The sequence below is a fragment of the Thermosipho affectus genome (assembly GCF_001990485.1).
In the GTDB taxonomy this organism is placed as follows: Bacteria; Thermotogota; Thermotogae; order Thermotogales; family Fervidobacteriaceae; genus Thermosipho; species Thermosipho affectus.
The window spans coordinates 324002-340796 of the sequence record NZ_LBFC01000018.1 but is presented as its reverse complement, the minus strand read 5'-3'; the positions used below and the strand labels follow the sequence as shown (position 1 = coordinate 340796).

Annotated in this window: 10 protein-coding genes; 8 read left to right on the top strand and 2 right to left on the bottom strand. The window is 32.5% G+C overall.

Annotated features, from left to right (window positions below):
- Nucleotides 1–259: 259 nt before the first annotated feature.
- From rplJ to XJ44_RS06005, 8 genes are all read left to right on the top strand, one after another.
- Nucleotides 260–802, top strand: coding sequence for a 50S ribosomal protein L10 (gene rplJ, locus XJ44_RS06040; protein WP_077198395.1), 543 nt, complete (start codon nt 260–262; stop codon nt 800–802).
- Between the two features lie 18 nt (nt 803–820).
- Entirely contained in the window at nt 821–1210 is a 390-nt protein-coding gene (rplL, locus tag XJ44_RS06035) for a 50S ribosomal protein L7/L12 (protein WP_077198394.1), read from the top strand.
- A 135-nt stretch (nt 1211–1345) separates the two neighbouring features.
- Entirely contained in the window at nt 1346–4864 is a 3519-nt protein-coding gene (gene rpoB / locus XJ44_RS06030; protein WP_077198393.1) for a DNA-directed RNA polymerase subunit beta, read from the top strand.
- Nucleotides 4865–4886: 22 nt separating this feature from the next.
- On the top strand, nt 4887–9839 hold the full coding sequence (locus XJ44_RS06025) for a DNA-directed RNA polymerase subunit beta' (protein ID WP_077198392.1): 4953 nt from the start codon (nt 4887–4889) through the stop codon (nt 9837–9839).
- Between the two features lie 82 nt (nt 9840–9921).
- Nucleotides 9922–11061, top strand: a complete 1140-nt coding sequence (locus XJ44_RS06020) for an amidohydrolase (RefSeq protein WP_077198391.1) — start codon at nt 9922–9924, stop codon at nt 11059–11061.
- Nucleotides 11062–11188: 127 nt separating this feature from the next.
- A complete protein-coding gene (locus XJ44_RS06015; protein WP_077198390.1) occupies nt 11189–12562 on the top strand; it encodes a substrate-binding periplasmic protein in 1374 nt (457 codons plus the stop codon).
- The gene (locus tag XJ44_RS06010; protein ID WP_084758776.1) at nt 12552–13757 is read left to right on the top strand and encodes a sensor histidine kinase; all 1206 of its coding nucleotides are present in this window, start codon (nt 12552–12554) and stop codon (nt 13755–13757) included. Before XJ44_RS06015 ends, XJ44_RS06010 begins: the two co-directional genes overlap by 11 nt.
- Nucleotides 13757–15055: an HD domain-containing phosphohydrolase gene (locus XJ44_RS06005; RefSeq protein WP_077198389.1), complete on the top strand. Its 1299-nt coding sequence runs from the start codon at nt 13757–13759 to the stop codon at nt 15053–15055. Before XJ44_RS06010 ends, XJ44_RS06005 begins: the two co-directional genes overlap by 1 nt.
- Here the strand turns inward: XJ44_RS06005 and XJ44_RS06000 are convergent.
- Together XJ44_RS06000 and XJ44_RS05995 are read right to left on the bottom strand one after the other, a co-directional pair.
- Nucleotides 15029–15715: a YjjG family noncanonical pyrimidine nucleotidase gene (locus tag XJ44_RS06000; protein ID WP_075666086.1), complete on the bottom strand. Its 687-nt coding sequence runs from the start codon at nt 15713–15715 to the stop codon at nt 15029–15031. The two genes, XJ44_RS06005 and XJ44_RS06000, sit on opposite strands and share 27 nt — an antisense overlap.
- Nucleotides 15712–16791: a Gfo/Idh/MocA family protein gene (locus XJ44_RS05995; RefSeq protein ID WP_077198388.1), complete on the bottom strand. Its 1080-nt coding sequence runs from the start codon at nt 16789–16791 to the stop codon at nt 15712–15714. Before XJ44_RS05995 ends, XJ44_RS06000 begins: the two co-directional genes overlap by 4 nt.
- Nucleotides 16792–16795 lie beyond the last annotated feature (4 nt).

Below are 16795 nucleotides of genomic sequence, written 5' to 3'. Positions count from 1 at the left end.
ACAAAATGTATTGCAATTGTTAAGATAATAGTTAGTTTAAAAATAAAGTGGGCAAAATGCCCACTTTATTTTTACATATTGTTTACACAATATATACTTGTAAAAAGAAAAATATATGATAAAATTTAGGCGATGCTGAAGACGGTAGGTTAGATAATGGCTTGTGCCGCCTGCCCGAGGCAGAAGAGGAAGAGTTTCTTCCTTGTTTTTTGCCTCGGAGGTACCCGAGGTCGTTTATTTTTTTTAGGAGGTGACAGAATTGCTGACAAGAAAACAAAAAGAGCAACTTGTTGAAGAATTAAGCGATGTATTTGAAAAATCCTCGCTAATCCTTTTTTCAGATTATAAAGGATTAAACGTTGAGCAAATTACAAAACTAAGAAGAAATTTAAGAGAAAAATTAGCAGATGGCGCAAGGTACAGAGTTATCAAGAATAGTGTTGCGTATCTTGCATTAAAAAAGGCTGGATACAACGTAGAGGAAATCGAAGACGTTTTTTCGGGACCACTTGCAATACTATACGTTGAAGATGGTGACCCAATAGAAGCTATCAAGATTATCTACGATTTTTCAAAAGAAATGAAAGGACTCCCATCCTTTAAAGGTCTTTATTTAGATGGTAAATTCTTCGGAGCAGACGAAGTGGAAAATCTTTCCAAACTTCCATCCAAGGAACAGCTTCTTGCAATGGTTGTTAGTGGAGTACAAGGACCAATTAGAGGATTTGTTAACGTACTTTCAGGCGCTCTTAAAAGCTTACTTTATGCTCTTAATGCTATTAAGGATAAAAAATCAGAATAATTCAGGAGGTGTTTATTCATGGAAAAATTAGAACAAATTGTAAATGAAATTGAACAATTAACAGTTGCAGAACTTGCAGAACTTGTAAAGATGTTAGAAGACAAATTCGGTGTAAGTGCTTCCGCACCAGTAATGGCAATGCCAGTCGCAGGTGCAGCTGCAGGTGGAGGTGCAGCAGCAGAAGAAAAAACAGAATTTGATGTAGTACTCAAGAGCTTCGGTGCAAAGAAGATTAACGTTATAAAAGTAGTAAGAGAAATCACAGGTCTTGGACTTAAAGAAGCAAAAGAATTAGTTGAAAAAGCAGGCACACCTGATGCTGTTATTAAACAAGGCATTAACAAAGACGAAGCAGAAGAAATCAAGAAAAAACTTGAAGAAGCTGGAGCAGAAGTAGAACTTAAATAATAGTAACATAAGTTTCTAAAAAGAAAAGATTTTGTATCAACCCCGTACACAGTATTGTGTAGGGGGTTTTTTTGTGTTTTAATATATAATTGGTGTAATTTTACCCCCCTAAATTTTTCTAACTGAGGTGATAGGATGAAAGAAATTAAAAGTGGAAAAAGGACCCGCTATTCATTTGGTAGGGTCCAAGCACCTATCCCAGTTCCCAACCTCGTGGAAATACAGACAAAATCTTACCAAGATTTCCTCGAGAATGGGATACTTAAGGTTCTCAAAAAATTCTCACCCATAACTTCATCAAAATCCGATCTAAGAAAAGAAAAGGGATTCTCCCTGGAATTTATCTCTGTAAGAATCGGAGAACCTCAAAACACTGTTCAAGAATGTAAAGAACGACTATTAACTTATACTGTTCCGGTTTATACAACAGTTCGTATAACTGATAACAGTACTAACGAAATGATTGAAGAAGAAGCATTTCTTGGCTATATTCCTTACATGACTCCAAGAACTACCTTCATAATCAACGGAGCAGAGAGGGTAGTTGTAAATCAATTAGTAAGAAGCCCTGGAATTTATTTTGTGGAAGAAGCCAAAAAAACTTCTGGGACAAGACCTATATACGTTGCCCACTTTTTACCAGTAAGAGGTGCTTGGCTTGAAATATTACTCAATTTAAACGATGAGGTATTCTACGCAAGAATTGATAGAAAAAGAAGGATAAATTTATTTTTACTCCTAAAAGCACTTGGATATGGAGATGACTTGGAATTACTATCGTTGTTCCCACATTGGATCGATGTTGAAGACGAATATACTTTATTACATTCAGAAGGACTTGTAATACTTGAAGATGTTAAAATGAAAAACGGCGAAATATTGGCAAAACGTGGAGATGTTATTACACAAGGACTTATTGAAAAACTTTCCAATTCAAATATCGAAAAGATTAAAGTTGCTCACAGATATGCGGTAAATACTTTAGAAAAATTAAAACATATGTATGGAGAAAATGTAGAAGAAAATAGAGCATATATAGAAATCTTCAGAAAATTAAGACCTGGTGAACTTCCAAGAATAAATGCCGCAAAAATATTCTTAAAAAACCTTTATTTCAACGAAGAAAGGTTTGAACTTTCAGAAGTCGGAAGATTCAAAATGAATAACAGACTCGAAGAAGCTTATAGAAAATACTTGATAGATGTCGAAGGAAAAAAATCCGAAGAAGTTGAAAATACTAAGTATACAGAAACTTCAAACGTTTTAACTCCAATGGACATCGTGCTCGCATCAAGAAATTTAATAGAAATAGACAAACACCCTGGAACTATGGATACAAAAGATCATCTAGGAAACAAAAGAGTAAGAACCGTTGGTGAACTTATAAGAATCGAATTTGAAAGGGCATTTTCAAAAGCTGTTTTCATGATTCAAGAAAAACTTGCAACATATACATCACTTGATAAAATTTCAGTACAAAGCTTAATTAACGTTAAATCAATTATTGCAACGATAAATTCATTTTTTGCAACAAATCCACTTTCACAATTTATGGATCAAACTAATCCACTTGCAGAATTAACACACAAAAGAAGGTTAACTGCCGTTGGACCTGGAGGTTTAAAAAGAGAACGCGCAAGATTCGAAGTACGTGACGTCCACCATTCCCATTATGGAAGAATGTGTCCTATTGAAACACCTGAAGGTGCAAACATAGGTCTTATTACCTCTTTATCAGTCTACTCTTCAATAGATAAATACGGATTTTTGATAACACCTTACGTTAAAGTAGTAAAAGGTAAAGTTACTAATGAGGTAGTCTATTTAACAGCAGATGAAGAAGAAAATTACAAAATAGCACCTTCAACAACTCCTGTTGATGAAAATGGAAATATCATTCCAGAAAATGTTACTGTAAGATACGAAGAAAAAGTACTTTACGTGAATAAAAACAACGTACAATTTTTAGATGTTGCTCCTAACCAGATCGTTAGTGTTTCCACTTCTTTAATTCCATTCCTAGAACACGACGACGCGAACAGAGCGTTAATGGGGTCTAACATGCAAAGACAAGGTGTTCCATTGATTGAAACTGAAGCACCTAGAGTAGGTACAGGAATGGAATGGAACGCTGCAAAGTATTCTGGTACTCTTATCCTTGCAAAACACGATGGAATAGTTAAAAAAGTAGATGCAAGAAAGATAATTATACACAGAATAGATAAAAATGGAAAAGAAATGTACGATTCTATGGGAAATCCAATTCTTGATATATACGAACTCATGAAATTCACAAGAACGAACCAAGATACTTGTATTAATCAAAGACCTATAGTTAATGTTGGAGAGTTTGTCAAAAAAGACGAACCAATAGCAGATGGTCCTGCAACAGATATGGGAGAATTAGCCCTTGGAAAAAACGTACTTGTGGCTTTTGTACCTTGGGAAGGTTACAACTTTGAAGATGCTATTTTAATAAGCGAAGAACTTTTAGAAAAAGAAACGTATACTTCCATACATATTGAAGTGTATGAAACAACAGCAAGAGATACAAGACTTGGTCCTGAAGAAATAACACCTGATATTCCCAATGTTAGTAAGGAAAAACTAAGAAATTTGGATGAAGATGGTATTGTCAGAATAGGCGCATACGTACAGGAAACAGATATTTTAGTTGGTAAAGTAACACCAAAAAGTGAAAGTGATACAACCCCAGAAGAAAAAATAATAAGATCAGTTTTTGGAGAAAAAGGTAAAGAAGTAAAAGATACTTCGTTAAGGGTTCCACATGGAATAGAAGGAAGGGTAATTGCTGTTCACGTTTTTGATAAGGAAAAAGATGGAGATTTAGGCCCAGGTGTTAACAAATTAATAAGAGTATATGTTGCAATCAGGAAACCCCTTGAAGTCGGTGATAAATTAGCAGGAAGACATGGTAACAAAGGTGTCGTTTCAAAGATATTGCCAAAAGAGGATATGCCATTCTTACCAGATGGTACACCTGTACAAGTAGTATTAAGTCCTCTTGGTGTTCCATCACGTATGAATGTTGGACAAATACTAGAAACAAGTCTTGGATGGTTAGCAGTTCTAACAAATAGATGGTTTGCAACTCCCGTATTTGATGGTGCAAAAGAAAAAGATATCTTACCTGAGCTATATAAAGCAAGAAAAAAAATGGGACTTGAAGCAGGTGATAATGAAAAAAATCCGTCTGGAAAAGTAATTTTGCGCGATGGTAGAACTGGAAAAGAATTTGATCATCCTATCTTGGTAGGTTACATGTATGTAATGAAGCTCATTCACATAGCAAGGGATAAAATACATGCAAGATCCACAGGTCCATACTCACTTATTCACCAACAACCACTTGGCGGTAAGGCACAATTTGGCGGTCAAAGATTTGGTGAAATGGAAGTGTGGGCATTAGAAGCATATGGTGCTGCACACACTCTAAACGAAATGTTAACGGTAAAAAGTGACGATATCAGGGGAAGAAATGAAGTATACAAAGCAATAATGAAAGGGAACAATATACCAGAACCTGGTCTTCCTGAAAGTTTCAAAGTGCTTATAAGAGAACTAAGGGGAATCGCTCTAGATGTTAGAGTATACGATGAAGAAGGTAATGAGATAGATATTGAAAAGTTATAATGCCCCATAAGGAGGGAAAAAAATGGGTTCAACTTTTAAGAGAAAAATCGCTAAAGTTACCGTTAAAGTTGCTTCACCAGAAGTTATAAGAAGTTGGTCAAGTGGTGAAGTTAAAAAGCCCGAAACTATAAACTATAGAACATTCAAACCGGAAAAAGATGGTTTATTTTGTGAAAAAATATTTGGTCCAACAAAAGATTACGAATGTGCATGTGGTAAATATAAAGGAAAAAAATACGAAGGTACCGTGTGTGAAAGATGTGGAGTAAGGGTCGAATCAAAAGAAGCAAGAAGAAAAAGAATGGGACATATTGATTTGTCTGCCCCAGTAGTTCATGTATGGTACTTAAAAAGTAGTCCAAGTATACTATCAGCGTTGCTTGATATTCAAGCGAAAGAACTTGAAAACGTCATATATTATGGTGGTAAAAGAATAATTGAAAAGATATTAATCGTTACTGATCCCAAAGATACAGATTTCATCAAAGGGTCGCTTCTCTACCAAACAGAGTATGAAGTTTACAGTCAAAAGTTAGATTTCGAGGTAATGCCTGGAGTTATCATTAAGTCCCCTACTACCCCAGTTATATCGGATATATCAGGTGAAGTAAAAATAAGACACGAAAAAACTCATACAGATAGAGAAATCACCTGGATTGATATAAGAAAAATTTCAAGAGCAGAGCACAGAGTGTATACTGGAATGGTTTTAAATGTGAAAAACGGTGATTACGTAAATCAAGGTGATGAAATTGTTTCTGAAATGCAAGTTGACCCAATATATGCCCCTTTTGATGGGACAATTGAGATAGATGAAATTTCAAATACTATAACTGTTAGACCTCTTACTACAAGTAAAGATATGCCTGTTACCTTTTCTTTGCCATATGGCGTAAAACCCTTAATTTCAAACAGTAGTAAAGTAAAAAAAGGAGACCAATTAACAAATGGAACAGTTTTGCCTGCTGTTATTGCATCTGTAAGTGGGACAATAAGCTTTGGAAAAGAACTTAACATTAGGCCTCTTGAAAATGGGAAATATGAAGTATTAACAAGCGGAAATGTATATGTTGAAAATATTGTAGAAGAAAAACATTATCCTTTGTTTGAAGGTGCCTTTGTTTACGTAAAAGATGGTGATGAAGTTTCAGAAGGTCAAACAATCGCAGATAGGTTTTTATTTGAAGATGAATATCTAACACTTGAAGAATATAAAATATTTGAACAACATTATCCTGCTATGTTTACCGCAGAATCAGAAGTGGAAAATGATAGACCCATAGTCGTAATTACAAAAATAGATGATGATGTTTCGGTTGAAACTAATTTAAAAGTCGGAGATATAATAACGGATCACCAATACAGCGCATATAAAACGCTTTATGGAGAAAAGATAGAAGCCGAATCTGGAGCAGCTGCAATAAAGAAACTTCTCCAAAATTTAGATCTTGAAAAATTAAAAGCGGAAATAGAAGCAGAATTAAAGAGGCTTTCTAAAAGTAGCGGTAAAGCCAAAAAACTTCTAAAGAGATTAAAAATAGTAAAAGATTTATTAAAAAGCGAAACAAAACCTGAATGGATGGTTTTGGAAGCAATTCCTGTGGTACCACCTGATATTAGACCTATGATACAAGTTGAAGGTGGGAGATTTGCTACTACTGATTTAAATGACCTTTACAGAAGAGTTATTAACAGAAACAACAGGTTAAAAAAATTATACGAAATGAATTCACCGGAAATCATAGTCAAAAATGAAAAAAGAATGCTCCAAGAAGCTGTAGATAGTCTTATATACAACGGTAGAATGGGTAAAGCAGTTACAGATAGAAACGGAAGACCTCTAAAATCACTTACTGACCTTTTAAAAGGTAAAAAAGGAAGATTTAGAAGAAACCTTCTAGGTAAACGTGTAGATTATTCTGGACGTGCCGTTATCGTTGTAGGTCCACACCTAAAAATTCACGAATGTGGTCTTCCAAAGAAAATGGCTATGGAACTTTTCAAACCATTTGTCTTGGCAGAACTTTTAAACAAAGATGATGAAACAAGCAAAACAGCAAGAAAAATGAAAAAGGCAATAATTGAAAAAGAAATGCCTCAAGCATATGAAGTACTAGAAGAAATAATCAAAGGGCATCCGGTACTTCTCAACAGGGCACCTACATTACACAGAATGTCATTACAAGCATTTGAACCTAAACTAATCGAAGGTAACGCAATCCAGTTGCATCCTCTTGTTTGTCCGCCATTCAATGCAGACTTTGACGGCGACCAGATGGCAGTTCATGTACCTCTATCCGCTGCTGCACAAGCTGAAGCAAAATTCTTGATGCTCTCAAGGTACAATATAATTTCCCCGGCACACGGCAAACCTATCTCCATGCCTGGAAAAGATATTGTAGCAGGTGTCTATTATTTAACAATGGTTGACAAAAATTTTGATGAAATTGAAAAGGAAAATATAAAATGGAAATTCTCTTCTATAGATGATGCAGAACTTGCATATGAATTTGGTTATATCAATCTCCACGATCCTATACTTGTTAAAGTTGATAATAAAGTTATTAAAACCACATATGGAAGGCTTGTATTTACAAATATTGTTCCAAAGGAATTTAGAGATTATAACAAAACATATGGAAAAGGTGCTATTAAAGATTTGGTTTATAAAACATTCAAAAAATATGGAGTTGATAGAACAGCAGACCTATTAGATGATATAAAAGATTTAGGATTTCACTATGCAACAATTTCTGGACTTACGGTAAGTATAACTGATTTTTACATTTCACCTGAAAGAAAAGAAATAATTGAAAATGCTAAAAAGAAAATCTCTGAAGTTGAAGAACTATTTGCTCTAGGATTCCTATCAGATGAAGAAAAATATAGAGAAACAATAAAAATATGGGCAGATGCGACAGAAAAAGTCCAAGAAGCTACATTCAAATATATAGGAAAGGATCCATTTAACCCAGTATACATAATGGTAGATTCAGGTGCAAGAGGTAACAAGGACCAACTCAAACAACTTGCAGGTATGCGCGGTCTTATGGCTGATCCATCTGGAAGAACTATTGAGATTCCAATTATCTCAAACTTTAGAGAAGGCCTTTCTGTGCTAGAATTCTTTATCAGTACCCATGGTGCTAGAAAAGGCTCAGCTGATACAGCACTAAGGACAAGTTCTGCAGGATACCTTACACGAAGACTTGTCGATGTTGCTCAATCAGTTGTTGTAACTACTACAGATTGTGGTACACAAAATGGTATAAGAGCAACTGTTCTAAAAAGCAGTGATGGATTAACAGTTGAAAAGCTAGAAAACTTCCTATTTGGAAGAGTTCTTGCAAAAGATGTATTTGATCCAAAGACAAATAACATACTTACAAATCCTGAAAATGGTAAACAGTACACAAGAAATACTATGATAGACGATGATGATGCAAAATTCTTAGGAAACTACTCGGTAAGAATTCCTGTATCAAGAGAAGTAGTACTTAATATTGAAAATCCAGAACTTCCTGAAAACTACTGTGAACTAATAGATGATTTCATATATGAAGACATACATTACGATGCCGGAACAGAAGTAAACTGGGATATCATAAGAAAAGCAAGAAATGCTGGCATAACAAGTTTAAAAGTTAAAGAGTATCCAATTGTTGGAAAAGTTTCAGTTGAAACAATTGTAAATCAAAAAGACATGAAACAATTAATAGTTGATGAAGAATTAATAATGCCAACAACCGCAAAAATATTAGAAGAAAACAACGTGAAATCCGTATTGGTAAGACCTGAAATAATTGTAAGATCTGTATTAACCTGTGAATCAGAACATGGCGTATGTTCAAAATGTTACGGTATGGACCTTTCAAATCACAAAATAATAGGAGTTGGTGAATCAGTAGGTGTAGTAGCTGCACAATCAATAGGAGAGCCAGGCACACAGCTTACAATGAGAACATTCCACACAGGTGGTATTGCCACTACTGCAGACATTACACAAGGTCTTCCGAGAGCAGAAGAACTATTCGAAGCTAGGAAGAAACTAAAAGAACCAGAAGGTGTATTCTCAAAAGTAAAAGGTTATGTAAAAGATATCGTTGAAGACGAAACTGGTAAGAAAAAAATCTATCTTGAAGATGAAGCGGGAGATATCCACGAATACGAAATTCCAACAAAGGTAAAAGTAGCAGTAAACAAAGGTCAAAAAGTACTTCCAGGACAATCTTTATCTACAGGCGCAATTAGACCTAGGAAGATACTTGAAACACTTGACGTTGATGCAACAGCTCTTTACTTGCTAAAAGAGATTAAAAAGGTCTACGTCGAACAAGGTGTGGATATTCACGATAAACATTTTGAGATTATAATAAAACAAATGCTCGACAAAGTTGAGGTTGTTGATCCAGGTGATACAGATTACTTACCTGGGGATCTTTTAAGACTTCAAACTGTAAAAAGAATAAATAGAGAATTACTCGAAGGAAATACACATGTGGAAACAAACAGAAAACGGGTAATAGGAAAGATATTACATCAACACCTAATAGCTGAAGATGAGAATGGTCAGATAGTTGAAATTGCTCCAGAAGGAGCAGAAGTCACCGAGGAAATACTTGAAAAAGCTATAAAGTTGGGAATAAAAGAAATCATTGTTCAAAACGGCGAAGGCGAAGTAATAAATTATCAAATATTACCAAAAGAACCTATAAAATACAAGAGAAAATTACTTAGAATAACAAAAGCATCACTTGAAAGAGTTGGATGGTTAAGTGCAGCAAGTTTCCAACAAACACCTCAAGTCTTAACTGAAGCAGCTATTGAAGGTTCAGAAGATCTATTACTAGGTCTAAAAGAAAACGTAATTGTAGGACAACTAATACCTGCAGGAACTGGGTTGGACATGTTCGCAAATATACAAATTGAAGAAACACCTCGAATGGCTACTAAAGATAAAGAAAAAATGGCGTAAACAAATATCCCCCTCTTTAAAGAGGGGGATATTTGTTTGGATACCGAACAATATGGTATAATAATTATCGGAGGTGAGAAATATGGTATTATTAAAAAATGGCTCAATTTATCCTATAACAAAGAAACCATTTAAAGGGGATATTCTAATTGAAGATGGAGTTATAAAAGAAATTGGCGAAAACCTTGAAGTAAAAGGCACAGAAGTTATTGATGTAAGTGGAAAATACATCTTCCCTGGGTTTATTGACGCACATTCTCATATTGGAGTATTTGAAGAAGGTGTTGGAGAATTTTATTATCAAGATGGTAATGAATATTCAGATCCTTTAACTCCTCATGCTAGAGCATTAGATGCTTTCTATCCAGGTGACAGTGCTATAAAGCGGGCTCTTTCAGGGGGCGTTACAACGGTAATGGTAGTCCCAGGAAGCGCAAATCCTATAGGGGGGCAGGGTTTTATATTAAAGTTCAAATCTGACATTGTAGATGAAATGATTGTAAGACAACCTGCGGGATTAAAGATGGCATTTGGCGAAAATCCAAAAAGAGTATACGGTTCAAAAAACAAAATGCCAACAACAAGACTAGGTGTTGCAGCAATTATTAGAGAATATTTTTCGAAAGTAAAAGATTATATGAAAAAAAGGGAGGAAGACCCAAAGACCCCAATAGATTTTAAATTGGAAGTGGGAGTAAAAGTATTAAAAAAAGAAATTCCAGCAAGATGTCATGCACACAGAGCAGATGACATTGTTACTGCAATACGTATAGCTGAAGAATTTAATTTTGACATTGTTATTGAACACGCAACAGAAGGATATAAAATTGCAAAATTTTTAAAGCAAAAGAAAATCCCAGTTGTACTTGGACCTTTATTTGGATTTAGAACAAAATTAGAACTCACAGATTTAACATATGAAGCCATAAATATTATCAATGAACATGGAATTCTTGCTGCTTTAATGTGTGACCATCCAGTAATACATTTAGAACACACCAATATTCAAGCAGCTACTGCATTAAGATACGGTGCCAAAGAAGAAGATCTTTTAAAAATGCTAACCATTAACCCTGCCAAAATATTAAAAATAGATAACAAGGTAGGTTCACTTGAAGTTGGAAAAGATGCAGATATTGTAGTTTGGAATACCCATCCTTTTGATTTCAAAGCAAAAGCAGAAATGGTCTTCATAGAAGGAAAAATAGTTTACAAAGATTAAAACGGGAGAACACAATCTCCCGTTTATTTTATAAGTACATTTAAATTTTCTGTTCTCACCTCACTTCCTATCAAACCTTTATCATATCACAAAATTTGTGGTAGAATATTATTATAGGGGTGAGTTAATGAAAAAATTAATCGTTGTATTTCTTCTGATTTATACTATCTTTTATTCCATAACTCTTTACACATATCCTCAAGATACTATTGCAAAGTTTTTAGATAAAGATGGAAATCTTAATGGTATAAGTTGTAAAATTATAGAAATACTCAACAAAAAGCTTTCAAACTACAACATTGAAATCGAATTTAAATCAAACGCACCCAAATCTCTTTCTGAAATTCTCTCCTCACTTGAAAATAACGAAATTCAAATATTTGTAGGGCTTTCCAAAACACAAGAAAGAATCAAAAAATTCAAATTTACAACTTTCCCACTCTGGAATACAAAGCTTTTAATAATTTCAAAAAAAGAAAAAACACTAACGGAAAAAAATAAAAAAATAGGACTAATAAATTCATCAAAAACGAAAACTTTATTCCAAAATATCTTTCCTAATTTAGCTATTAAATCTTATGAAAATATCCAACTTGCAATAAAGGATCTATTAAACGAAGAAATAGACTATGTCGCATACAACGGCGGAATTTTAAATTATTATACAAAAATTTATCCTCTAAAAATCATCCCATTTGAATCTGAAAGATACAGACAATACATAGCATTTTCAAAAAATGTTGATAATCAAATAGTAAACATAATTAACAACGCTATAAAAGAATTATACAATTCCCATGAATATAACAATATATTCAAAGATTTTTCAGGTTTTTCACCTGGAAATAATGTATATTTTGCTCTAATTGACTGGCCACCGTACGAATACAAAGAAAATGGTGAATGGAAAGGTATCGACTATGAGTTACTCAAAGTTTCTCTCGAAAACTTAGGATTTAAACTAGTAACAAAAAAATATCCCTGGCAAAGATGTCTTAATTTAATAAAATCAAAAGCAATAGACGGAACTTTAACATTACGCAACACAGAAGAAAGAAGTAAATATATATATTTCACGAAAATTCCTATTAGCTATGGTATAGATGTTATTTTTTCAATAAAAAATAATAAAGAAAAAAAAATACTCGGTTATGTTAAAGGATACGCCTACAATGAAAAAATATTCAAAATGGGATACAAATTAGTTTCTGTTGATAATGATTTTAACGGTATGTTGCTGCTTTCAAAAAAGAGAATAGACTTATTTGTTTCAAATTTGTACGTTGGTTTGTTTTACGCAAAAGAATTAAATATAGATGTTGAATATTCCATTCCAATAGATTACTTTAAATATTACGTAGGTTTCTCAAAAAGTTACTTAGGAAAATTCTTATCAGAAAAAATTTCAGGTGTCCTTTTAAAATTTAGAAAAGATGGTACATATGAAAAAATATATCAAAAATACAATTTAATATTCCAGGAGGATAAAAATGGTAAATAAAAAATCTTTGACATTTTTGGTTGTTTTAATCACTGTTATTACAATATTTTTATATTTCTCTTTTTGGAAAAATCAAATTAATGAAAAACTAAAAATTTACACAAAATCCATTGAATATCCTCTTTGGCTTTTAGATAATGAAGAGCTGGAAAGAACGCTAAAACTAATCACAAATGACAGTGAAATACTTGGCGTTGAAATATTTAATTTTAACGGCAATAAATTAATTAAAAAAGTAAAAAATCTACCAGTAATTTATCGTAATTACTCATTTCCTATTTATTTTGAAAATATCTTTATAGGAAATGTAATATTTTATGTATCCTATAAAAAAGTTATATTTACCTCTGCATATTTAATATTTATATCTGCACTCTTTTATATCATAGCTTTACTACTATTGAAAAATGTAAACATAAACGAAAAATTATTTGAAACAAATGAAGAGTTACTTGAAACCAATGAAGAACTTGAAGAAAATTTAAAAGAACTTGAAAGAACACAGCAATCTCTTGTCACTTCAGAGAAAATGGCGGCTATTGGAAAATTAATGGTAAGCATAGCCCATGATATAAACACTCCAATTGGTATTATATATTCTGCAGCAACTGAAATTAAAAATAGAATAAATGATGATGATCTAAAAGAACTTGTAAAAATAATTATTAAAAACTCCCAAAAAATATCAAATTTAATAAAGAGTCTAAAAAAAACAACATTTTACGAAATAACAAATGAAAAGTCTAAAATTAATATAAAAGAGTTTGTAGATGATATAATCACAACTATCTCACCAAAATTAAAAGAAAAAAATATAAAGATAATCAAAGATATAGATGATGTGTCTGTATATTCAAATCCAGGAGCAATCTCACAAATTTTGATTAATCTAATAGACAATGCAATCTTTCATGCCTTTGACAAAAAAAATAACAATATTATTACCATTTCCGCACATATAATCCCATCTAAAAAATTAGAAATAACCATAAAGGATAATGGTAAGGGAATAGATGAAAAAATTCAAAGAAAAATTTTCGAACCTTTTTATTCTACCAAAGAAAAAGGAAGTGGTTTAGGCTTAAGCATTGTGTACCACCTTGTGACAGAAATACTAAAAGGTGTTATTAATGTTGAAAGTAAAAAGGGTAAAGGAACTATTTTTAAAATAATTATTCCCGTAGAGGTGAAATAATGGATGAATGGAAAGTTTTACTTGTCGATGATGAAGAGGATATTCACGCTTTAACATCAATAATCTTAAAAGACATTAAATTTAAAAATAAACGTATAAAATTACTAAGTGCCTATTCTGCCAAACAAGCAAAAGAGTTATTAATAAAAGAAAAAGATGTTTCTCTTTCAATAATTGATATAGTAATGGAGAATGAAAACTCTGGACTTGAGTTAGTAAAATTCATTAGAGAAACTTTAAATAACCAAATTATGAGAATAGTAATAAGAACAGGTCAACCAGGATATGCTCCTCCACGTGATATCATATTAAAATACAACATCAATGACTATAGAGAAAAAAGTGAATTGTCAAGCAATGGTCTTTTTACAATGGTCATTGCAAGGCTTAGGGAATACTCTGAAATAAAAAAGTTATATTCTCAAAAAAATTTATTAGAAAAATTCGATACTATAGATTCAAGTAAAATTGTGTCTATAAACGATTTAAAAAGGATTCTTGAGGATACTTTGAATACTTCGGTCGTTATAACAAAGGCTGAAACTGATAAAGATATAAAAAATAAAATATATTGGAAAGACAACAATAAAATTTTGTTTAAAATAAATAAAAGAAGTTATACAATAAACTTTTCAAACAATATGGATAACAGAGACTTATTCACCATTGCTTTTGAAAAATTAATTTTAGATCTTGAAAACAACATACTCTATAAAGAAAGAATTAATTCTTTATACCAACTCATATACATACTTTCTGAAATAACAGAAACTCGCTCACTGGAAACCGGGGAACATGTTAAAAGAGTTAGTACAATAACAAAACTCATATCAGAAAAAATATTTGATAACAAAGAACATATAGAAACTGTAAGTCTTGCTTCTATGCTTCATGATATAGGAAAAATAGCCATCCCTGATAAAATTTTAAATAAACCTAATAAACTCTCAGATGAAGAATGGAAAATAATGAAAACTCATACTGAAATAGGGTACAAAATTTTAAATTCTGTTGAAAATTCATTGTTCAAAATTGCCGCAAATATAGCCCTTTACCATCATGAAAATTGGGATGGAAGCGGCTATCCAAAAGGATTGAAAAATTCAGAGATTCCCATTGAAGCACAAATTGTATCCATAGCCGATGTTTATGATGCACTAAGTAATGACAGAATATACAGAAAGGCATGGCCAAAAGAAAAAGTATTTAAATATATAAAGGAAAATTCTGGGAAAAAATTTAATCCAAAACTAGTAAAAATTTTCTTTGATTTATCTGATAAAATCAAGGAGCTTTAAATAAAGTTCCTCATAATCTTTAGCTTTTTTACAATTTACTTCCTTATACCTACCTTTATAGTCAAACAAGATAAAATCTACATTTGCATTTTTTGCACCTTCAAAATCCGTCTCTACATTGTCACCAACATATATAGAATTTTTCAAAGGTACATTTGAAAGCTCTTGTGCATAGTAAAAAATATCCGGATTTGGTTTTGGATTTCCGACTTTTTCCGATGTTAAAATAAATTCAAAAAATCTATCTAACCTTGCAAGTTTTGAACGTCTTTGTTGCACATATTCAACACCGTTAGTTAAAACAGCCATTTTCAATTGTAATTTTTTCAACTTTCCCAAAAATTCCTCTGCACCATCTATAAAAAATGCAGAATTTGAAAGACCCTCAAGGTAAATTTTTGCAATTTCATTATAATCCTTCAAAGATATACCTACATTTTCAAAAAATTCCCTAAATCTCTCAACAACTATAATTTCTTTCTCATATTTTCCCTCTGAAAAAAGTCTCCACCATTTTTCATTTATCGGTCTATAAATTTCTAAATATTCTTTTTTATACAAAACACCAATATGTTCAAACACTTTTCTTAAAGCATACTCCTCGGATTTATCAAAATCTAAAATAGTATTATCCAAATCAAAGTAAATCATTTTCTTCATTTTAATATTACTCCCTTCATATCGTTGGTGGAAAAATTGAAAGGAAACTTTACAGGTTTTCCTTCTAAAGCAGATTTATATATTGCAAGTACTATTTCTACCGCCTTCTTCCCATCTTCTCCTGATATATATGGTTTTCTATCTTTTTCTATTGCTTCGTAAAAGTCTTTGTATAACGGTACATGTCCAAATCCATATACCGTATCTGGATCAGGCAAATTCATAAAAGGATGTCCTTCTTCGCCCTTAAATCTCCACTCTTCTATCCTGTTTACCGCAAGTCCTCCTATCACCACTGTTCCTTTTTCTCCAAATATCCCTAATTTTTCATGTAAGTTCTTTGGATATATCGTTGTCGTACCTTCTATTATTCCTACTTTCCCGTCTTTAAATTTTACTATTGCTCCTCCAAAATCTTCTGCTTCTATATATGGATGATTAAAATTTTTAATTATTCCATATACTTCCTCTATCTCTCCTCCTAACATCCACTGCAACAAATCTATATTATGTGTGCATTGATTCATTAATGCACCTCCATCTTGAGCCCATGTTCCCCTCCAATTTGCTTGTTTGTAATATTCTTCATTCCTATTCCACCTTATTGTTGCAACTCCATAGTGTATCTTTCCAAATGCCCCTTCTTCTATTTTTTTTCTTAGTTCCTGTATTGGAGGATTAAATCTGTTTTGAAAACAAACACCCAATTTTAAGTTTTTTTCTTTCGAAAGCTCTATCATTTCACTTGCATGTTTTGTGGATAGTGCTATTGGCTTTTCAACAAGTACATGTTTGTTATTTGTTAATGCTTCCATCGTTATTTCATAGTGCTTTCCACTCTCTGCTGCTATCGCAACTGCATCTATATCTCCTCTTTTTAAGATTTTCACATAGTCTTTTTCAACCTCAGGCTTTCTACCTATCCTCTTTTCTATTATCTCTGCACACTTTTCTGCCCTTTCTCTTTCTATATCACAAAGTACAACTGTTTCAATTCTATCCGTGTTTTGAATCAATGCCTCTATATGTTTCTTTGTTCCTATCCTTCCGCATCCTATTAATGCCATTCTTAACATCTTT